The 20,008-nt window shown below is 72.5% G+C and carries 19 protein-coding genes; 8 read left to right on the top strand and 11 right to left on the bottom strand.

From position 1 onward, the window contains the following. Window positions 1-79 precede the first annotated feature (79 nt). Window positions 80-631, bottom strand: coding sequence for a dihydrofolate reductase family protein (locus C1A17_RS00655; protein WP_101649770.1), 552 nt, complete (start codon window positions 629-631; stop codon window positions 80-82). Window positions 632-853: 222 nt separating this feature from the next. Between C1A17_RS00655 and dxs the strand changes: the two genes are divergently transcribed. Together dxs and C1A17_RS00665 are read left to right on the top strand one after the other, a co-directional pair. Then, entirely contained in the window at window positions 854-2,794 is a 1,941-nt protein-coding gene (gene dxs / locus C1A17_RS00660) for a 1-deoxy-D-xylulose-5-phosphate synthase (protein WP_101649771.1), read from the top strand. Window positions 2,795-2,928: 134 nt separating this feature from the next. Then, window positions 2,929-4,632, top strand: a complete 1,704-nt coding sequence (locus C1A17_RS00665) for an AMP-binding protein (protein ID WP_245873347.1) — start codon at window positions 2,929-2,931, stop codon at window positions 4,630-4,632. A gap of 189 nt (window positions 4,633-4,821) precedes the next feature. On the opposite strand, the gene C1A17_RS00670 is transcribed toward C1A17_RS00665, so the two are convergent. Together C1A17_RS00670 and C1A17_RS00675 are read right to left on the bottom strand one after the other, a co-directional pair. Then, window positions 4,822-6,030, bottom strand: coding sequence for an HRDC domain-containing protein (locus C1A17_RS00670; protein WP_245873349.1), 1,209 nt, complete (start codon window positions 6,028-6,030; stop codon window positions 4,822-4,824). Beyond that, window positions 6,027-6,638 carry a DUF3000 domain-containing protein gene (locus tag C1A17_RS00675; protein ID WP_101649772.1) on the bottom strand — a complete coding sequence of 204 codons (612 nt, stop codon included), beginning with the start codon at window positions 6,636-6,638 and terminating at the stop codon, window positions 6,027-6,029. The genes C1A17_RS00670 and C1A17_RS00675 overlap by 4 nt, the downstream gene beginning before the upstream one ends. A gap of 223 nt (window positions 6,639-6,861) precedes the next feature. Between C1A17_RS00675 and C1A17_RS00680 the strand changes: the two genes are divergently transcribed. The 4 genes from C1A17_RS00680 (at window position 6,862) to hemQ (ending at window position 10,765) form a co-directional block, all read left to right on the top strand. After that, window positions 6,862-7,359: a flavin reductase family protein gene (locus tag C1A17_RS00680; RefSeq protein WP_101649773.1), complete on the top strand. Its 498-nt coding sequence runs from the start codon at window positions 6,862-6,864 to the stop codon at window positions 7,357-7,359. Between the two features lie 81 nt (window positions 7,360-7,440). Beyond that, complete coding sequence (gene hemE / locus C1A17_RS00685) at window positions 7,441-8,541, top strand: uroporphyrinogen decarboxylase (protein ID WP_101649783.1); 1,101 nt, start codon at window positions 7,441-7,443, stop codon at window positions 8,539-8,541. Continuing rightward, on the top strand, window positions 8,538-9,956 hold the full coding sequence (hemG, locus tag C1A17_RS00690; protein WP_101649785.1) for a protoporphyrinogen oxidase: 1,419 nt from the start codon (window positions 8,538-8,540) through the stop codon (window positions 9,954-9,956). The genes hemE and hemG overlap by 4 nt, the downstream gene beginning before the upstream one ends. A gap of 98 nt (window positions 9,957-10,054) precedes the next feature. After that, complete coding sequence (gene hemQ / locus C1A17_RS00695) at window positions 10,055-10,765, top strand: hydrogen peroxide-dependent heme synthase (RefSeq protein ID WP_101649787.1); 711 nt, start codon at window positions 10,055-10,057, stop codon at window positions 10,763-10,765. Window positions 10,766-10,794: 29 nt separating this feature from the next. Here hemQ and C1A17_RS00700 read toward each other — a convergent pair whose 3' ends face one another. The 5 genes from C1A17_RS00700 to msrB form a co-directional block, all read right to left on the bottom strand. Next, window positions 10,795-11,202 (bottom strand): PKD domain-containing protein, encoded by a 408-nt coding sequence (locus C1A17_RS00700; protein WP_245873351.1) that lies wholly within the window; start codon window positions 11,200-11,202, stop codon window positions 10,795-10,797. 458 nt (window positions 11,203-11,660) lie between these two features. Continuing rightward, a complete protein-coding gene (locus tag C1A17_RS00705; protein ID WP_101649789.1) occupies window positions 11,661-12,287 on the bottom strand; it encodes a hypothetical protein in 627 nt (208 codons plus the stop codon). Window positions 12,288-12,424: 137 nt separating this feature from the next. Beyond that, window positions 12,425-13,582: an NAD(P)/FAD-dependent oxidoreductase gene (locus C1A17_RS00710; RefSeq protein WP_101649791.1), complete on the bottom strand. Its 1,158-nt coding sequence runs from the start codon at window positions 13,580-13,582 to the stop codon at window positions 12,425-12,427. 58 nt (window positions 13,583-13,640) lie between these two features. After that, entirely contained in the window at window positions 13,641-14,234 is a 594-nt protein-coding gene (locus C1A17_RS00715) for a GNAT family N-acetyltransferase (protein ID WP_101649793.1), read from the bottom strand. Then, the gene (msrB, locus tag C1A17_RS00720) at window positions 14,227-14,682 is read right to left on the bottom strand and encodes a peptide-methionine (R)-S-oxide reductase MsrB (protein WP_245873353.1); all 456 of its coding nucleotides are present in this window, start codon (window positions 14,680-14,682) and stop codon (window positions 14,227-14,229) included. The genes C1A17_RS00715 and msrB overlap by 8 nt, the downstream gene beginning before the upstream one ends. Window positions 14,683-14,819: 137 nt before the next feature. Between msrB and C1A17_RS00725 the strand changes: the two genes are divergently transcribed. Continuing rightward, the gene (locus C1A17_RS00725; RefSeq protein ID WP_180953172.1) at window positions 14,820-16,052 is read left to right on the top strand and encodes an alpha/beta hydrolase family protein; all 1,233 of its coding nucleotides are present in this window, start codon (window positions 14,820-14,822) and stop codon (window positions 16,050-16,052) included. A gap of 33 nt (window positions 16,053-16,085) precedes the next feature. Here C1A17_RS00725 and C1A17_RS00730 read toward each other — a convergent pair whose 3' ends face one another. Genes C1A17_RS00730 through C1A17_RS14010 form a run of 3 tightly spaced genes read right to left on the bottom strand, consistent with a single transcriptional unit; the run spans window position 16,086 to window position 18,641 of the window. After that, window positions 16,086-17,060: a malate dehydrogenase gene (locus C1A17_RS00730; protein ID WP_101649797.1), complete on the bottom strand. Its 975-nt coding sequence runs from the start codon at window positions 17,058-17,060 to the stop codon at window positions 16,086-16,088. Beyond that, on the bottom strand, window positions 17,057-17,899 hold the full coding sequence (locus tag C1A17_RS14005; protein ID WP_146000561.1) for a dihydrofolate reductase family protein: 843 nt from the start codon (window positions 17,897-17,899) through the stop codon (window positions 17,057-17,059). Before C1A17_RS14005 ends, C1A17_RS00730 begins: the two co-directional genes overlap by 4 nt. Continuing rightward, entirely contained in the window at window positions 17,883-18,641 is a 759-nt protein-coding gene (locus C1A17_RS14010) for a L,D-transpeptidase family protein (protein ID WP_146000562.1), read from the bottom strand. The genes C1A17_RS14005 and C1A17_RS14010 overlap by 17 nt, the downstream gene beginning before the upstream one ends. A gap of 120 nt (window positions 18,642-18,761) precedes the next feature. On the opposite strand from C1A17_RS14010, the gene C1A17_RS00740 reads away from it, so the two are divergent. Further along, window positions 18,762-19,850 carry a DUF6636 domain-containing protein gene (locus C1A17_RS00740; RefSeq protein WP_146000563.1) on the top strand — a complete coding sequence of 363 codons (1,089 nt, stop codon included), beginning with the start codon at window positions 18,762-18,764 and terminating at the stop codon, window positions 19,848-19,850. The last annotated feature ends 158 nt before the right edge of the window (window positions 19,851-20,008 follow it).

Raw genomic sequence — 20,008 nt, forward strand, 5'->3', positions numbered from 1 at the left:
GGACCGAACGGGCCGGGATCCTCAGGGATCCCGGCCCGTTCGCGTGCTCCGACCCGGCACCGGGCGGAGCGCTGCGTCCTCAGTGCAGGCGGTAGGCGCGATAGGGCATGACGCCGTCGAGGAGGCGGGCGTCGGTGAGCGTCAGCCGCACCGGTGGGGCGTCGGCCGGCAGGAGGAGGCGCCCGCGGCCCTGCAGCCAGGGGTAGTCGAAGAGCCGGATCTCGTCGACGAGGCCGGCGCGCAGCAGCGCGTGGCACACGGAGATGCTCCCGGTGACGACGATGTCCCCGCCCGCGCGCTCCCGCAGCTCGCGGATCGCGGCGAGCGGATCGCGCACGACGGCGGAGTTCCGCCAGCCCGGGTCGGTGAGCGTGCGGGAGACCACGACCTTGTCGACCGTGTCGAGGTAATCCGAGATCCCTGCGGCATCGTCGGCATCCGGCCAGTACCCGCGGAAGTCCTCGAAGGTGCGCCGGCCGAGGACGACGAGATCGCAGGCCTCCTCCTGGGCGGCGTTGAGCTCGGCGAGCTCGCTCCGGCCCGGTACGGGGGGCTCCGGGTCGAACCAGTCGTCGAGCATCTCGATCGAGCCGTCGGCGGTGATGTTCTGGGTGATGATGACCGAGCGCATGATGATCTCCTCGTCCGTCCTGCGTGTTCGTCTCCTCAGTGTGCACCGCTGTGAGGTGCGGGGATGATCCGATCCTGCGCGATCCGACCAGCCCGGACACCGGTGCCCGCCGGGTCCTCCACTCTGGGAGCTCACCCAGGGACCGGGCAGTAGGATTGCTACGCTTGGACGAATGTTTCGACAGCCGTGCGCGCCCGCGCACCCGAAGGAGCGAACCCGCGCATGACATTCCTGGAGACCATCACCTCCCCGGCGGATCTCAAGTCCCTGTCGGATGCCGAGTGCCAGGTGCTCACCAAGGAGATCCGGGACACGCTCATCACGACGGTCGCCGGGACCGGCGGCCACCTCGGTCCGAACCTCGGCGTCGTCGAGCTCACCACCGCGATCCACCGCGTGTTCGACTCACCGTGCGACACGATCCTCTTCGACGTCGGCCACCAGACCTACGTCCACAAGCTCCTCACCGGTCGCTACGCGCAGTTCGACACGCTGCGGCAGCGCGGCGGCCTGTCCGGATATCCGTCGCGCTCCGAGAGCGAGCACGACGTCATCGAGAACTCTCACGCCTCCACGGCGCTCTCCTGGGCCGACGGCATCGCCAAGGCCCATCAGCTCCGGGGGGAGACCGACCGCACCGTCGTCGTCGTCATCGGCGATGGGGCGCTCACCGGCGGTATGGCCTGGGAGGCCCTCAACACCATCGCGGCGGATCGCTCGGAGCCCGCTCGTCGGCTCGTCATCGTCGTCAACGACAACGGCCGCTCCTACGCCCCGACCGTCGGCGGGTTCGCCGCGCACCTCGACTCGCTGCGGGCGAGCTCGAACTACGAGAAGCTGCTGAGCTGGGGCCGCGACCGCCTCCAGCAGTCCGGCCCTCCCGGGCGGGCGGCGTACACCGCGATGCACGGGGTGAAGAAGGGGCTCAAGGACATGGTCACGTCCCCGCGGACGGGGATGTTCGACGAGCTCGGCATCAAGTACATCGGCCCCTTCGACGGGCACGATCTCGAGAGCATGGAGCGGGCGCTGGCCCGGGCGAAGAACTACGACCAGGGGCCGATCATCGTCCACGCGATCACCCAGAAGGGCCACGGCTACGCCCCGGCGATCGAGGACGAGGCCGACCAGTTCCACGCCGTGGGCGTCATCGATCCGCTCACCGGCCGCTCCCAGCCCTCGTCGGCCACCTCGTGGACCCAGGTGTTCGGCGACGAGATCGTCGAGGTCGCCCGCGAGCGCTCCGACATCGTCGCGATCACCGCCGCGATGCTCCGGCCCGTGGGGCTCGAGAAGTTCGCCGCCGAGTTCCCCGACCGGGTGTTCGACGTCGGCATCGCCGAGCAGCACGCCGTGGCCTCGGCCGCCGGTCTGTCCTACGGCGGGCTCCACCCCGTCGTGTGCCTCTATGCGACCTTCCTCAACCGGGCCTTCGACCAGCTCCTCATGGACGTCGCCCTCCACCGGCAGGGGGTGACCTTCGTCCTCGACCGGGCCGGGGTCACCGGTCCCGACGGGGCGAGCCACCACGGCATCTGGGACATGGCGATGCTCCAGATCGTGCCCGGGCTCCGGCTCGCGGCCCCGCGTGACGCGACCCGTCTGGCCGAGGAGTTCCAGGAGGCCGTCGCGGTGTCCGACGCCCCGACGGTCGTCCGCTTCTCCCGCGGCACCGTCGGCAGCGAGATCGCCGCGCTCCGCCGCACCGACGACGGCGTCGACGTCCTCGCCGAGCTGCCCGCCGGCCGCAACGCGGACGTGCTCATCGTGTCCGTCGGGGCGCTCGCCGACCGGGCGCTCGCGGTGTCCGAGGAGCTGCGTGCGCAGGGCATCGGCACCACGGTGATCGATCCCCGCTGGGTGCTGCCGGTGCCGGAGTCGGTGCTCGAGATGGGCAAGGCGCACGCCCTCGTCGCGGTCATCGAGGACGGGGTGAAGATCGGAGGCATCGGCTCGCAGATCCGCCAGGACCTGCGCGACGACGACTCGCGCACCGGGGTGCTCGAGCTCGGGGTTCCCGACGAGTTCCTGCCCCACGGCACCCGCGAGGAGATCCTCGAGTACGCGGGCCTCGCAGTCCCCGACATGGTCGAGAAGATCCTCCACATGCTGCCGGCCGAGATCGCCGGGCGGGTCGTCCGGAGCGCCACCCAGACCGGCTGATCCCCGGCTCCCGGACCCGTCGCCGGCCGCCCTGGCCCGGCGACGCGGCGCCCGACGTCTCGCCTGGCGGCGCGTGCCTTGACCCGGGATCGGCGGGCTGGTTGGGCGAATCCCACCGCCCACCGAGGAGTCCCATGCAGTCACCGTCGACGCCCGCATCCACCGGCTTCACCATGCCGACCGCCCATCCGTTCCTCGGCTCCGACGTGTGGGGCCTGCTCGCGGACACCGCGGATGCGGCACCGGATTCCCCGCTGCTGACCTGGCAGCCCTTCGACGCCGATGCGCGGACGTGGACCTATGGGGAGTTCCGCACCGACTGCGAGGCCGTGGCCGCGTCCCTCCAGGAACGCGGAGTGGCCGCCGGCGACCGCGTCATCATCCACATGGAGAACTGCCCGGAGTTCCTCCTCGCCTGGTTCGCCTGCGCCGCGATCCACGCGGTCGCCGTGACGACGAACGCCCGGTCGTCGGCCGACGAGCTCGCCTACTTCATCGAAAACAGCGGCGCGCGGGCGGCGATCACGCAGGAGCGCTTCGTCGACACCGTGCGGACCGCCGGCGGGGCGCTCGACTGGATCAGCGTCGTCGGCGATCCGGGTCCCGATGGGTTCGAGGCGCTCGCCCGGACCTCGAGCAGGCCCGTGCTCCCGGCGCCCGACCCGGCTGCGCCGCTGAGCATCCAGTGCACCTCGGGAACCACCTCGCGGCCCAAGGGCGTGCTGTGGACGCACGCGAACGGCCTGTGGTCGGCCCGGGTGAGCGCCGCGCACGAGGGGCTGCGCCCCGATGACGTGCACCTCGTCTACATGCCGCTCTTCCACACCAATGCGATGGGCTACTCGGTGCTCACGGGCCTGTGGACGGGCGGCCGCTTCGTCCTCCTCCCCAAGTGGTCGACGAGCCGCTTCTGGGACATCTCGGTCGCGCACGGCTGCACGTGGGTGTCCCTCATGGGGCTCTCCACCCGCGCGGTCCTCGCCTCGACGCCGCCGGCCGAGCACTCCTACCGAGTCTTCGGCGGGGGAGCGAGCAGCCCGCTGCTCGAGGAGAAGTGCGGGGTCGCCACCGTCGCATGGTGGGGGATGACCGAGACGGTGAGCCACGGCACGATCTCCGACGGCCGGCCCTCGGACGTGCCGGGCAACATGGGTCGCCCGGCACTCGAGTACGAGATCGAGGTCCGGCGCGCCGACGGGACACCGGCCGCAGTGGGGGAGTCCGGCGAGCTCGTCATCCGCGGGGTCCGCGGGGTGTCGCTGTTCGCCGAGTACTGGAACAACCCGGAGGCGACCGCGGCCGCCTTCGACGCCGCCGGCTGGATGTCGACCGGCGATCTCGTGCGGGTGAATCCCGACGGCACGCTGTCCTTCCTCGACCGGGTCAAGGACATGCTCCGGGTCGGGGCGGAGAACGTCGCCGCCTCGGAGATCGAGCGGGTCGTCCAGGAGATCGTCGGCGCCGCGGAGATCGCGGTCGTCGGGCGCCCCGATCCGAGTCTCGAGGAGGTGCCGGTGGTGTTCGTCGTCGACGAGGACCCGGAGCCGGGACTCGCCGAGCGGATCATCGACGGGTGCCGGGACCGGCTGGCGGACTTCAAGGTGCCGCGCGAGGTGTTCTTCGTCTCCGCGCTGCCCCGGTCGACGATCAGCAAGATCCACAAGGTCGAGCTGCGCACCGTGCTCGGCGACGACGGGGACCTCAGGGAGGCGGAGGAGCGCTGGAAGCGCGCCGCCGTCCTCGACCCCTCGGGAGACGCCGCTGCCGCCGAGACGGGCCCGGAGCTCGGAGACCCGGCCGGGTCCGCCTCCGCCGGGACGGTCCGTGACCCCTCGTGACCCGGGGGCGCGACCGGAGACCCGCCGGCGGCGCCGCCGCAAGGTGCACGAGATCGCAACCATTCGTGGAACCACCGCCCGGTCATCGACCGGCTGCAGGCGGAGGGCTACCGGTTCGTCACCGTGTCGGAGCTCATCGGCTGAGGGGCTCGGCGCCCGAGTGCAGTCCTGGGCCGCCCGAGTGCATTCTTAGGCGCCCGAATCCGCTTCGCGTGCGGCGTCGGCGAGCACGCGGGCGGTGGCATCGATCTGCCAGGGCCGGGCGCCCCGGTCCGCGAGGAACGCGGCGACTGCGTCCGCGTCGCCGACCGTGCGGCGGCCGGCGAGCGCCTTGACGTGGCGTGGGGTGAGCACGAGGTCGTGCGGCATCCCGTGTGCGCGTGCGACGGCCGCCACGGCGGGCTTCATGAGCTCGAGGCGGACCTTGACGCGATTGCGGTCGACCTCGGGGGAGGCCTCGGAGTCCGGCGAGCGCCGATCGGGCAGCTCCGACTCCGGGAGCGCATCGGCGTCGGAGAGTGCCTTGTGCCAGCGCACCCGGGCGGGCCGGTCCATTCCCGGAACCCCCGGGATCCGCCGCAGGTCGTCGGGCGTGCGGGCGCGGATCCCGGCGACCTCGATGAGATGACGGTCGCGGAGGATCCGGCTCGGCGCGAGGTCCTGGGCGGCGGCGACGCGGTCGCGGGCGGTCCACAGCGCACGGACGCGGGCGAGGCCCCGCCGCGACTTCACCGTGCCGATGCCGCTGACGCGGCGCCACGGCTCGGCGTAAACGGCGGGGGCGAAGTCGAGCAGGTGGTCGAACTCCTGCTGGGCGAACTCCGCCTTGCCCTCCTGCTCGAGACGCTCCTGGAGCAGATCGCTCACCTCGTTGAGGAGCTCGACGTCGAGCGCGGCATAGGTGAGCCAGTCGGCCGGCAGCGGCCGCTTCGACCAGTCGACGTTCGAGTGCTCCTTCGCGAGACGGACCCCGATCGTCTCCCCGACGACCGCGGCGAGGCCGAAGCGCTCGAAGCCGAGCATCCGCGCGGCGAGCTCGGTGTCGAACAGTGCGTCGGGCCGCATCCCGCGCTCGGCGAGGCAGGGCAGGTCCTGGGTGGAGGCGTGGAGCACCCATTCCGCCCCGCGGAGGGCGTCGTCGATGCTGGTGAGGTCCGGCAGCGCCTCCGGATCGATGAGGATCGTGCCGGCCGTGCCGCGCCGGAGCTGGATGAGGAACGCGCGGCTGCCGTACCGGATCCCCGAGGCGCGCTCGGCGTCGACGGCGACCGCACCGGCGGCCGCGGCGAGATCGCGGGCGGCCGCGGCGAGCGATTCCGGCGTGTCGACGATGGCGGGCACCCCGTCGGCCGGCGCGGACAGCAGGGGCAGGGACTCGTCGGTGTGGTGGGAGCTCACCGGCGGCGCCCCGGCAGTGCGGTGACGCCTTCGGGCAGGGGCGGCAACCCGGCCACGGTGCAGAGCAGGTCGATCCAGGCGGAGAGGTGGTCGCCGACCTGCTCCGGATCCTCCATCACCGGGGTCCAGGAGCCCCGGAACTCGAGGTCGATCGTCGCCGGCCGCCCGGCGAGCGTGCCGAAGCTCTCGGACAGGACGCGGGTGGTGGTGCCGCCGATGCTGCGGACCTCGCAGCCGTTGGTCTCGAGGGCCTCGGTGAGCCAGGACCAGGCGACGGAGCCGAGCATCGCCTCGTGGCCGAGCTCGTGCTCGAGCTCGGCGCGGATGTAGCTGACGACGCGGAACTCGCCGTCCCATTCGGACGGCCGATCCGGATCGTAGAGGACGACCACGCGACCGGTCGCGAGCTCGTCGACGTCCGCTCCCGTCGTCTCCGGATGCTCCGCGGAGACGACCTCGGCGCCGAGCGCGACCGCATACGGTGCGAGCTTGCCCGGGGCGGGGATCTCGGAGATCGACACATGGGGGCGGCTCACGGCCCCACGGAGCACCTCCGAGGCGCGTGCGAACGGCTCGGGGGTGCGGATGAGCGGAGACGGGACTACCACGCCTCCCAGGGTAGGCAACGGCCCGGACATGTCCTAGCGTCCACGCCGGTGCGGATCCGCGGCGTCCGCACCGGCGTGGACGCTAGGACATGTCCGGGCCGTGCGGATCCGCGGCGTCCGCACCGGTTCGAGCGCCTCCGGGCGGGGCGGGCGGGAATGCCGGGCCCAGGGTGCGGCGTTGGGGCGGAGGAGACCAAGGACGAACCCGGAGGAGATCGCACCCGTGAACCAGCTCGACCCCGAGGACTTCAAGCACGCGTTCCGGCACCATCCCGCGGGGGTCGCGGTGATCACCGCGACCGGCCCGGACGGCCCGGCGGGGCTCACCGTGTCGAGCGTGGCGAGCGTGTCCGCGGTTCCGCCGGCGCTGCTGTTCTCGCTGACCACGCGCCGCGGCTCGGCCTCCCGGGTGCTCGCGGCGGAGTCGTTCGTCGTCCACCTCCTCAGCGCCGACCAGGTCGACATCGCCCGGTCCTTCGCGGTGCCGGGCGCACCGCGCTTCACCCCCGACCAGGGCTGGCGCACCCTGCCCGGCGGCGAGCCCGTGCTGCCCGGGGTCCATGCCGCGCTCCTGTGCTCCCACCTCGAGCACGTCGGGGTGGGGGAGTCGACCGTCGTCGTCGCCGCGGTCCGCGAGATCCTCGCCGACGAGCCCCGGCCGCCGCTGGTCTACGTCGACCGGACGTTCCACGCGCTCACCGCGGACACCCCGATCCCCTGACGAGCCGCACCGGGGTGAGACGCGAGGTCCTGTCCACCGTCCCGGTTTCACCGGTCCGCGCGCAGATGAGACCATGGAGCAATGGCTTCGACTCTCGTACGCGCTGCTCTCTCGCAGCCGGTTGATCACACCCCGGTCTGGTTCATGCGTCAGGCCGGCAGGTCCCTTCCTGAATACCGCGAGCTCCGCAAGGACAACGCGATGCTCGAGGCCTGCCGCACCCCCGACCTCGTCACCGAGATCACCCTCCAGCCGGTCCGGCGCCACGGCGTCGACGCCGCGATCTTCTTCTCCGACATCGTCGTCCCGCTCCAGGCCGCCGGCGTGGACGTCGTCATCGAGCCGGGGGTCGGCCCCGTCATCGCCCATCCGGTGCGCACCCGCGCGGACCTCGACCGGCTCCCCGAGCTCGAGCCCGAGGCGCTCGCCGACATCGCCGAATCCGTCACCCGGATCGTCGCCGAGCTCGGCGAGACCCCGCTCATCGGCTTCGCCGGCGCCCCCTTCACCGTCGCGAGCTACCTCATCGAGGGCGGCCCGAGCCGCAACCACGAGAAGACCAAGGCGATGATGCTCGGCGACCCCGGGCTGTTCTCCGCCATCCTCGCGGAGCTCGGACGGATGTCGGCGACCTTCATCGACGTGCAGCTGAGCGCCGGGGCGCGGGCCTTCCAGCTCTTCGACTCGTGGGCCGGCTACCTCAGCCCGCAGGACTACCGCGCCTCGGTGCTGCCGCACTCGCAGGCGGTGTTCGCCGCGCTCGGCCACCACGAGGTCCCGAGCTTCCATTTCGGCGTGCAGACCGGTGAGCTGCTCGCCCCGATGTCGGAGGCCGGCTCCACGGTCATGGGCGTCGACTTCCGCGTCGACCTCGCCGACGCCACCGCGCGTGTGCAGCCGGGCCAGGCGCTCCAGGGCAACCTCGACCCGGCGATGCTCTTCGCCCCGTGGGAGGTGCTGCGCCCGCGCGTCGAGCAGATCGTGCGGGCCGGCCTCGACCACCCGGGCGGCCACGTGTTCAACCTCGGCCACGGCGTGCTGCCGGCCACCGATCCCGCCGTCCCCGGCCTCGTCGTCGAGGAGGTCCACCGGGTGTCCCGGGAGATCCTCGCCGAGCGGGCCGCCCAGGCGCCCAGCGGCGAGCAGGCCCCCGGCGCCGCCGGAACGGACGCTCGCCGGTGACCCGAGCCGTCGTCGTCGGGGGAGGGATCTCCGGACTCGTCGCCGCCCAACGGCTCGCCGCGCGGCCCGGGTACGACATCACCGTCCTCGAGGCCGCCGACCGCCTGGGCGGGTGCCTCCGGGGCTCCGCGCTCGGCGGACACGCGCCTGACGGGGCGGACGTCGGCGCCGAGGCGAGCCTCTTCGTCCGTCCGGAGACCGTCGGCCTGTGCCGGGAGCTCGGCCTCGAGCTCGAGTTCCCGTCTCGGGCCCACTCCTCGCAGATCCGCGCCCACGGCGTCATGCACGCGATCCCGGCGGGCACGCTCATGGGCGTGCCCGCGGACCCGCAGGCCCTCACCGGCCTCCTCACCCCCGACGAGATCGCCCGGGTCGCGGAGGAGCAGCCGACCGCGCCGAGCGACGCCGACGTGTCCGTCGGCGATTTCCTCGCCGCCCGGCTCGGGGATGCGCTCGTCGACACCGTCGTCGACCCGCTGCTCGGCGGGGTGTACGCCGGACGCTGCCGCGACCTCTCGCTCGCCGCGACGATCCCCGCCCTGCTGCCCGCGGCCCGGGAGGGCACCTCGGTCCTCGACGCCGTGGCGCGGGTGCAGGAGCAGCGTGCGCGCGGCCGCGGAACCACCCCGGGAGCCCAGGTCCCCGGATCGCAGACCTCCGATTCGCCCCCGGTGTTCCTGTCGCTGCGGGGCGGGATGAACCGCCTCGTCGACGCTCTCGCGCGGCACCTGGTCGACCTCGGCGCGACGATCCGCACGGATGCTCCGGTGGAGCGGATCGGTCGCTCCGCCGACGGCACGTGGACGATCGACGCCGGTGAGCGGATCGAGGCCGAGGTGCTCGTCCTCGCCGTGCCCGCCTTCGTCGCGGCGCCGCTGCTCGCCGACGTCGACGGCGAGATCGCCGGCACCCTCGCCGGGATCGAGTATGCGAGCTCCGCGGTCGTCACCGCGGTCATCGATGTGAGCGAGGCCCCGTTCGAGGGCTCGGGCTTCCTCGTGCCTCCGGCCGACACCGTCGTGGTCAAGGCCTCGACCTTCGCCTCGAACAAGTGGCCGTGGCTCGCGGCCACGCTGCCCGCGGACACTGCGGCAGTCCGGATGAGCGTCGGCCGGTTCGGCGACGCCCCGGACACCTGGCAGGCGCTCGACGACGCGGAGCTCGCCCGCGCGGCGATCGACGACTGGCGGCGCATCACCGGCCGGTCCGCCCCGGTGCTCCACAGCGAGGTCCAGCGCTGGACGGATGCGCTGCCCCAGTACATGCCCGGTCACCTCGAGCGGACCGCCGGGATCGACGCGCGGCTGCCCGGGGTCCCCGGACTCGCCCTCGTCGGCTCCGCCTACGAGGGGGTCGGCATCCCGGCATGCATCGCCCGGGTCGACCGCGAGGTCGCCCGCCTCACCGGCGGCTGAGCACCGCGGCGCGAACCCCGCACCGAACACGAACCCACGACGATACCCCCGATCACGAAATCACCCGCTGACCAGCAGAGAGAAGGAAGAAGGACACGATGTCGAACTACCGCCAGCCCACGCCCGAGGAGATCGAGAAGTTCAACAAGGAGATCCGCTACGCCGGCTACAGCGTGTTCTCCGTCGCCGGGGAGATCGGCGAGGAGGATCGCGCGGCGCTCGCCGCGGAGATCGACACCCGCCTCGCGGCGCTCGCCGACCAGGGCCTCGTGGTCCGCGGGGTCTACGACGTGTCCGCGTTCCGCCCCGATGCCGACGTGATGTTCTGGTGGCACGCCCCGACGACCGAGGCGATCCAGGCCGCCTACGCCGCCGTGCGCCACTCGGTTCTTGGGTCGATCCTCGAACCCGTGTGGTCGGTCATCGGCATGCACCGGCCCGCAGAGTTCAACAAGTCGCACCTCCCGGCCTTCCTCACCGACAACGAGCCGGGCGACTACATCTGCGTGTACCCGTTCGTCCGCTCCTACGAGTGGTACGTCCTCCCGCCCGAGGAACGTTCGCAGATGCTCCGCGAGCACGGGATGGCGGCCGCGGACTACAAGGACATCAAGGCGAACACGATCTCCGCGTTCGCGCTCGGCGACTACGAGTGGCTCCTGTCCTTCGAGGCGTCGCAGGTCGATCGGATCGTCGACCTCATGCGCGAGCTGCGCAACACGCAGGCGCGCCTCCATGTGCGCGAGGAGCTGCCGTTCTTCACCGGACCGCGGAAGGATCTCGCCGAGATCATCGCCCCCTGGCGCTGATCGGCCGCCGGCGCTGATCCGACCCCTGCTCAGCCCTCCGGGGCCGAGCAGTCCGGGCTGTCGGGGGAGTCGAGGCAGTCCTCCTCGACGAGGAAGCGGTGATAGCGGAAGACCTCGAGCTCGAGCGGTGCGCTCGGCACCGCGGCCTGCCCGGGGATCGTCAGCCAGGGGCCGCCGTCGACGGAGTACATGCCCGCGTAGTACGTGGTGAGGGTGACGGTGACGATGCCCGGCTCGCTGTACGTGTGGTGGATCCGCGCATCCTGCACCGAGCGGGGTCGGCTGCCCGGCGAGGTCGTCCGCTCGGTGGTCCCGTCGCCGAAGTCCCACGCATACGCCACCGGGGTCGCCCGGACCCGGACCGGGATGTCGAAGAGCGTGAGGTCGATGTACCGCACGGACGCGTCGGCCCAGAATGCGGTGCGTCGGTTCGTCACCGCCCAGGAATCCGGCCAGGAGTGGAGCGTCGAGGGCGGGATCTCGAAGGACTGGAAGTCCTCCTCGGTGACGACCGGGGTCGGAGCGGCCTCTCCGCCGCCTCCGCCTCCCGGTCCGGCATCCGGCGGATCGAGCTCGGCGCAGACCTCGGCGGTCTCGCCGGCGGAGGGCAGGTTGACCGTCTCGCATCCGCCCGGCGGCCCCGCGGGGCCGCCTCCGCCACCGCCACCTCCGCGGTCGCTCCCGCCCCCGCGGCCGCGGTCGGATCCGCCGCCGGAGCCCCGGTCGCTGCCACCGCCCCCAGGGTTGGAGCCGCCGCCCCCGCCCGGCGAGTTCCGGGAGTCCTTACATTGACCCTGCGCATCTTGAAATGGGAGGCATTCAATAAGCGGGTTCGCAGGAGTGCGACTGAATCCCATGGTTAGCAGAGTCAAGAGTAGGACGAGACCGGATGTCATCAGTCGCATTCCGAAACCCACAACTCCTGCTCGGATACGAACCAAGCGTCGTCATACTCGGCAATCACAAAACGGTATGTGCCGAATGACTCCTCGCGACTAGGTTGGGTAGTTGCTGCAGGCTCACTGAATGAAAATTCGTGCCGTGGAATGCACGAGTGGACGGTGACAAACGGAATCTGAGTCTCATCGTCGATTCTGAGATCAACGGTTTCGATCACCTTGGAATCGAGGCGATATTCGCCGATCATCTGCACACCTTGACTCTGCATCTGATCGACTTCGTCCTTCGCCGCGAAGAGCACGGAATCACGGGCGACTTCGTCGAATTTCTCGACGCCTTCCCCTCCTGCGCGGTACACCTCGTTGAGGACGGAGATGTACTCGTCGAGACCCGTAAGTGCCTCATCCACCGCCGTCTTCTCCTCCTCGCTCAGCTGGAGCTCGGTCGTGTAGGCCGGAGTCGGTTCGGCTGCGGGTGCGGCGGTGTCGGACGTCGGGCTCGCGAGCGGATGCTCCTCTTCGGGAGCGGTGCACCCGGTCAGGACGAGGACGGCGACCGCGATCGCGGCCGGAGCCGCAGAGTGCGGACGACGGGCCGGTCGAAGAGGGGACGATTCGGGCATCGGGTGACCTCGGGGATGAGCGCGATGGGGATCGCGGGGGATCGAGCGGGTGGACACCACCGTAGTGCAGGCCGCCCCGGGGCGCACCCCCTTCGTCATGGGCTGTGGACAGAGCGGGCCGCTGCGCACAGGCGCGCCTACTGCCGGCCGATGAACTCCTCGCGCTCCCCGGTGACCGGTGCGTCGGCCCGGTCGAACCGGCTCGGCCGGAACGGATCGAGAGCGGCGTCGGGGGATCCGGTGACCTCGGCGGCCGCGACCGCACCCAGATGCGGTGCGAGGGTGATCCCGCTGTGGGTGACGAGCGCGTAGACGCGTTCGTCGGGGTCGAGGAAGCCGGCGATGGTGAGCTCGTCGTCGGGGAGGTTGCGACCGCTGAGGATCACCCGCTCGAGCGTCACCCGGTCGCCGAAGAACTCCGCGAGCACTCCGTCCATCTCCGCACGGACATCGGCGAGCTGCTCCTCCGTGGACTCCTCGGCCGCTCGGTGCTCGACCGAGGGGACCTGCACGAGCAGCCGCCCGTCGAACTGCGGGCGCACGTTCATCCGGTCCGACACGATGACGTGACGCAGCTCGACATCGACCGGCGCGGTGATGCCGAGGAAGCTGTGGGTCCGCGCGCTGCGCTCCCGGAGGTCCGCGATCCGCACGGCCGCGCCCGACCGCTCGGCGATCGTGCGGGCGGCGGCCCCGGCGGCGAGCACCGCGCGCTCCGCCGAGCGCACCCCGCCGTCGCGCATCCGCAGCTCGACCGAACCGGACACGGTGCTCCACGATTCGACTGCGGCGATCTGCGGTTCGACACCGTGGTCGCGGAGCGCGGCGAGGAGCCCGTCGCGCAACAGGGCGGCGTCGACGTAGCCCTCGGTCTCGAAGAAGAGCCCGCCGGTCACCGCGGCGGGCCAGTCCACCGCCGGTTCGAGCGCGGCGAGCTCCGCGCCGTCGATCTCCCGGCACGGGTAGCCGAACTCCTGCGCCTCGGCGCGGCGCGCGGCATAGGTCGCGGCGCTGCTCGGCCCGGTGTCGACGAGGATCCCGCCCGTCGGATGGAACCAGCGCCCGTACCGGCCCCACCGGTCCTGGAGCCGGTGGTGCGCGGCGATGCCCGCGGCATTGAGCGCGAAGTAGGCCCGCGGCTGCTTGTGATTGGCGTTCACCCAGGCGAAGGTCCGGCCGCTCGCCCCCGCGAAGGGGCGCTCGGCCTCGAGGAGTTCGACCGGATGACCTGCGGCGGCGAGCTCGAGGGCGGTGCACAGGCCCAGGACCCCGGCTCCGATGACGGTGGTCGTCATGGTCGTTTCCTTCCTGCGGGGGATCGCCGCGGGCTGTCGTAATCCGCGGCCCGGCGGTTCACTCGGAGCGCTCGATGCCGGAGCCGGCACCGACTGCGCCCCCGGCGGACCGGCGCATGGGAATGTGGAGGATGCCGTCCTCCATGAAGTCCTCACCGGACCGGACGAAGCCGAAGGCGCCGTAGAAGTCCTCGAGGTAGGACTGGGCGTTGAGGGTGAGCAGGGTGCCGTCGAACTCCTCGACGAGCCGGCCCACGACCGCGCGTCCGGCACCGGTGGAGCGGACCGCCGAGTCGCTGACGACCCGGCCGATGCTCCGCCCGTCCGGGTGCCCGGCAGGACCGTCGATGAGGCCGTGGGGGAGGAGCCGGGCGTAGGCGGCCGGCTTGACCGAGAGCCCGGTCTGCTCGCCGTGGGAGTCGCGGAACGGCGTGGGCGCCCCGGCGTGCGGGATGAAGGCGTGGAGCGTGTCGGGGTACATGTCGATGCCGTCGAGGTCGAGGAAGATGCACTCCTGCTCGACGACGAACACCTCGCTCCGCAGCTGGAGGATGCCGTAGAGCTCCTCGCTCGTGAGCTCGGAGAAGTGTTTGACGACCGCGTCGGCGGGCGTGCTCCGGCGGACCGCGGCCTCGACCGCCGGCTCAGGCATCCGCGGCGCCGCTGTCCGCGCCGCCTGCGCCGTCCTCGTCGAGGACGAGGCTGATCGAGTTGATGCAGTAGCGCAGGTCGGTCGGGGTGTCGTAGCCCTCGCCCTCGAACACGTGCCCCAGGTGCGAGTCGCATGCCGCGCACCGCACCTCGACGCGTTGCATGCCGAGCGAGTCGTCGCGGATGTAGCGCACGCGGTCCTCGGCGAGGGGGGAGAAGAAGCTCGGCCATCCGCAGTGGGCGGAGAACTTCGTCTCCGAGCGGAACAGCTCCGTGCCGCACCCGCGGCAGCGGTAGGAGCCCGCGGTCGTCGTGTCGGTGTACTCGCCGGTGAAGGGGCGCTCGGTGCCGGCCTGCCGGAGGACCGCGTACTCCTCGGGGTCGAGGAGCTCCCGCCACTCGGCGTCGCTGCGTCGGATCGTCGGGGTGCTCGGGTCGTTCGTGCTCACGGTCGCTGTCCTCCTCGTCGTCGCGCGTGCGGGTGCGTTCCATGCTACTCCGGGGTCGCGGCGCGTACAGGGTCCCCGGGTCCGCGGGCGGACGTAGACTGTGGCGATGAGGTGGTTCCAGTGACGAGGTGGTTCCAGTGACATCGACCCCGGAGCAGTCCGAGAACGTGCGGCGGCGCGCCCTGCGGATCGCGGCGACCGGGTTGGGCGTGGGCGCCGGGATCGGGGTCCTCGCCTCCGTCGCGACCTCGGGCCTGGCCGCGTACTTCGCCCGCCGCGTCGTCATCCCCGAGCAGGCCCCGGAGGAGCTCGAGATCCTCCACGTCGACGGCTTCGACGACGCCATGCGCGTCCACCTCGCCGCCGACGACGACACGCTCGTCAACGGCCGCTACGGCCTCTACTTCGATTCCGGTGCCGGGCACGCGCAGATCGGCGACATCATCGAATACGACCCGGTGTCGCGCACGGTCTCGCGCGAGGTCATCGCCGTCACCGCGGGAGACCTCCGCGCGGCCCGGCGGGGACGGTGGACCGGGGTCTACTACCCGCATCCGGACACCACCGGCCTGCCGTACGAGGAGGTCACCCTCGAATCCGACGTCGGGGAGCTGCCGGCGTGGTTCTTCCCCACGACGTCCGATGCCCCGCTCGACACGTGGGCGATCCTCGTCCACGGGCGCGGCGGCTCCCGCGCCGAAGGGCTCAAGGCCACCCAGGTGCTCAGCGACCTGCGGATGCCGGCCCTCGCGATCTCCTACCGCAACGATCCCGAGGTGCCCGTCGGCGCCGCCGCGCGCTACGGCCTCGGGGACACCGAGTGGATCGACGTCGACGTCGCGATCGACCACGCCCTCGCGCACGGGGCGAAGAAGGTCGTCGTGTTCGGCTGGTCCATGGGCGCGGCGATCGCGTTCCAGGCCGCCTCGCGCGGCCGCAACCGCCATCACATCGCCGCGCTCGTCCTCGACGGTCCGGTCGTCGACTGGTACGACGTGCTCGACCACCAGGCGCGGATCAACTTCCTCCCCACTCCGGTCGCCCGGCTCGCCCTCGACATGCTCACCCGGCCCTGGGCCCGACGCATCACCGGCCTCGAGACGCCGCTCGACCTCAAGCGCATGGACTGGGTGCGCCGCGCCGCGGAGCTCGACACGCGGGTGCTCCTCATCCACTCCGAGGACGACGACTTCGTCCCCTCGGGGCCGTCGCACGCGCTCGCGAGCGTCCGCCGCGATCTCGTGACGATGCCGCACTACGAGAAGGCCCGGCACACGAAGGAGTGGAACGTCGACCCCGATCGGTGGAACGACGACGTCGCGAACTTCATCGAGTCCCACGTCCTCGACCTCGCGGAGATCACCCGCTGATACCGGGTCGCCCGCTGATCCGCGGGGCCGGCCTCAGAGCAGGCCGAGCGCCCGGGTGGCCTCGCGCTCTTCGGCGAGCTCGTGGACCGAGGCGTCGATCCGCGCACGCGAGAACGTGTCGATCTCGAGCCCCTCGACGATCCGGTACTCGCCGTCGGCAACGGTGCACGGGAACGAGGAGATCAGCCCCTCCGGCACGCCGTACCCGCCGCTCGACGGCACGGCCATCGACACCCACCGGCCGTCGGTCCCGGTGACCCAGTCGCGCAGGTGGTCGATCGTCGCGTTCGCGGCCGAGGCCGCCGAGGACGCCCCGCGGGCGGCGATGATCGCCGCGCCCCGCTGCGCGACGGTCGGGATGAACGTCTCGCGCACCCATGCCTCGTCGTCGATGAGATCGAGGACGAGGCTGCCGTCGGACACCGCGCGCGTCGCGTCCGGGTACTGCGTGGCGGAGTGGTTGCCCCAGATCGCGAGCTTCCCGATCGACCCCACGGGCACCTCGGCGCGCGCGGCGAGCTGGGCGAGCGCCCGGTTGTGGTCGAGCCGGGTGAGCGCGGTGAAGCGCTCCGCCGGGATGTCGGGGGCGTGGTGCGCGGCGATGAGGGCGTTCGTGTTCGCCGGGTTGCCGGTGACGACGACGCGGATGTCGGAGCCGGCGACCTCGCCGAGCGCCCTGCCCTGGGCGGAGAAGATCGCCCCGTTGGCCTCGAGCAGGTCCGCCCGCTCCATCCCCTTCGAGCGCGGGCGGGCGCCGACGAGCAGTGCGGCGTCCGCGCCGTCGAAGGCGGCGCGCGGATCATCGGTGATGTCGATCCCGGTGAGGGCGGGGAACGCGCAGTCGTCGAGCTCCATGGCCACACCTTCGAGCGCGGGGAGTGCGGCGGGGATCTCGAGCAGGCGCAGGCGCACCGGCTCGTCCCCGTACACCGCTCCGGCGGCGATGCGGAACAGCAGCGCGTACCCGATCTGTCCGGCGGCTCCGGTGACGGCGATCGTCTTCGTCATGGCTGGTCTCCTTCTCCGGCCGCGACGGCCAGTCGGTGGATGTACGTGTGCGAATCGGTGAGCAGGCTGAGCGGGGTCACCCGGACCGGGCCGGGCAGTCGGGCGCTGCCGAGGATCCCCGGAGCGCCGTGATCCTGCGCCCCGGCGAGGAGCGGGGACACGGTGATGCACAGCTCGTCGACCACCCCTGCGGCGACCCAGGTCCCGAGGAGCGTCGGTCCGCCTTCGCAGAGGACCCGCTGCACGCCGCGGCGCCGCAGGTCGGCGAGGACGGATCCCGGTCGCACGTCCCCGGGATGGACGACGACGTTGTCCGGGCCGCAGAACTCGCGGAGCACGGCGAGGGCCTGCGGATCCTCGGCCGCGGTGTGGACGACGACCTCCGAGGTGCCCTGCTCGGCGAGGCGCTCGCGGTCGATGCGCCCGGAGCCGGAGACGATGACGAGGAGGGGGACGGGCGCCTGGCCGCGGGATGCGCGCTGCGCGCGATAGGCGGGCTTCTCCGACAGCCGGGTGTAGCGCTCCGTCCGCGTCGTCTCTGCGCCGACGACGACGGCGTCGGCGAGCGAGCGGAGCACCGAGAACACGCGCATGTCGGCGGCCGAGGAGATCGTCGACGACCGCCCGTCGGCGCCGGCGATCGCACCGTCGACGGTGGTGACCATGTTGACCTGGACGCGCAGCCCGGGAGTGCGGCCGGACAGCGGGCCCGCATCGTAGAGAGCGACGAGGTCGGGCTCAGGGCCCGCCGGGTCGGCGGTGCTGTCCGCGACCGAGCGGCGCGGCGGCAGGGTGCGGGCCTCGGGCAGGAGGACGCGGAGCTCAACGGGCGAGGTCATCGACGGGTCCCATGATGATGTGCGGTCGGTCGGCGGGGTCGAGGGTGCGCAGCAGGTACTCCATGTCCGCGGCGTCGACGGTGATGCAGCCGCGGGTGGGGGAGCCGTGGTCGACGTGGATCCAGATCTTGCCCCCGGCGTCCCAGCCGAGCGGCCGGGTGTCGTCGTCGGGCGGGGTGCCGGGCTCGCGGTTGTAGTTGATCGCGATGACGAGGTCGAACACCTCGGAGTAGTCCGCACCGTAGGCGGTGACCGCCTGCGACCGCAGGCTCGGGTCCTCGGTGTACGGCAGGAGTGCGCCGGGGTCGGGCAGGGAGCCGCCGGCATCGGTGAGCGCGAAGACGCCGATCGGCGAGGTGCGATCGCCCTCGCGGCGGTCGCGCAGCCAGCCGGCGCCGCCGTTGTGCCCGGCGAACGCGCGCACCTGCTGCCAGCCGTCCCCGGACCGCTCCCACAGGACGGTCCGCGCCGCGGTGTCGCCCGCCTCCGGCGGCGAGGCGATGAGCACCTGGCGTGAGTCGGCAGGGAGCTCCGCGAGGGTCTCGGGCCCGATCCCCGGCAGTGCCGGCACCTCTGCGCCGGCCGATCCGCCGGCGCAGAGGTGCCGGCACTGCCGGGGATCGGGCCCGGTGAGGGAATCGGCGCCCGCCGGTACCGTCGACCCGCCGGTGTCCGGCGCGCAGCCCGCGCACAGCGCCGCGGCGAGCACCGCGGCTGCGAGACGGACGGGGGCGGAGACCATGCCCCCATCGTCCCACGTCCCCGCTGCACGGGCGCGCGCCGACACGGGGCCATGGATGCGGCGGGGCCGCGACCCGGTCCGACCGTGCGCGGCGGGCGTCGGTGTCTACACTGGTCTCCCATGAGCATTCCTCCTCCGCCCGATCGTCGACCGCCGCGCCGGCGGCCGGCACCCGGTGCGCCGCCGGAAGACTCCCTGACCACGCAGCTGTTCGTCGGCCAGGCCAAGCCCACGCCGCCCACCGAGGACACCCAGGTGCTCGGCCGCGACGAGATCGAACGCCTCCGCCGAGGCGGGGACCCGGACGCGCCGGGCGGGGAGTCGACGCGGGTCCTCAGCCTCGAGGAGCTCGAGCAGATCGCGGCGGAGACCCATGACGACCGGCTCGACGGCCCGCGCGCGCAGCCGGCCGCCGAGGCGCCGCGCGCCACCGCCGCGCACTCCGCCTGGGCCGCGCAGCAGGCCCCCGCGAACCGCTGGCCGGGCACCGCCGCGCAGGCCGCACCGTCCGGCCCGGCCGTTCCGCCGCCCCCGCCGGTGCCGCCCGCGGTCGGCGGGGACCACCGCGCCGCCGGATGGGGTGCCGGTCCGCAGCCCGCCGGTCCGCAGTTCCCCGGCCCGGCAGGACCGGGCGGCGGTGCTGCGGCCGGGGCACCCTCCCGGAAGCGCTCCGGGCTGCCAGGGGCTGCGATCGCCGTCATCGTCATCGCCGCGCTCCTCGTCGCCGGCATCATCGGCTACATCCTGTTCGATGCGCTCAGCGGCCCCGGCGACGGCGCGAACGAGGCGCAGCCGGCCCCGCCGCCGGTCGCCGAGGAGCCCGCGGACCCGAGCACGGAGCCCACCGCGGCGCCGAGCACCCCGGCCGACGTCCGCGCGTTCGCCGCCCCCTCGGGCAACATCACGTGCACGATCGACGCCGAGCGGGCGCGCTGCGTCATCGCGAGCTTCGACTACGAACCCCCGGAGCGGCCGGCCGACTGCCAGGTCGAGAACTGGGGCGGCATCGTCGTCGCCGACTCCGAGGGCGCCGGCTTCTCGTGCGCCGAGGCGCCCGCCCCGGCCGCTGCCGAACCGCTGGCCTACGGGGAGTCGATCTCCGCCCACGGCATGACGTGCACATCCGAGCGCGACGGCATGTCCTGCACCTCGGACACCACCGGCCGCGGGTTCAGCCTCGCCCGCGCCGGGGCCGACTTCACCAACTGAGCCGCCGTGCTCCTCGGCCCCGGCGTCCCACATGGTGGGCGGGTCGCGTGACCTCGGTCTCCGAAGGGCATAGGGTGAGCACCATGAGCAGGCAGGCGCTTCTCCTTCTTCACTGCCGCGGCGAGGCCTGAGACAGGCCGCATCCTCGTCGCGGAGTC

It is taken from the genome of Brevibacterium ihuae, assembly GCF_900184225.1.
Taxonomy (GTDB): Bacteria; Actinomycetota; Actinomycetes; order Actinomycetales; family Brevibacteriaceae; genus Brevibacterium; species Brevibacterium ihuae.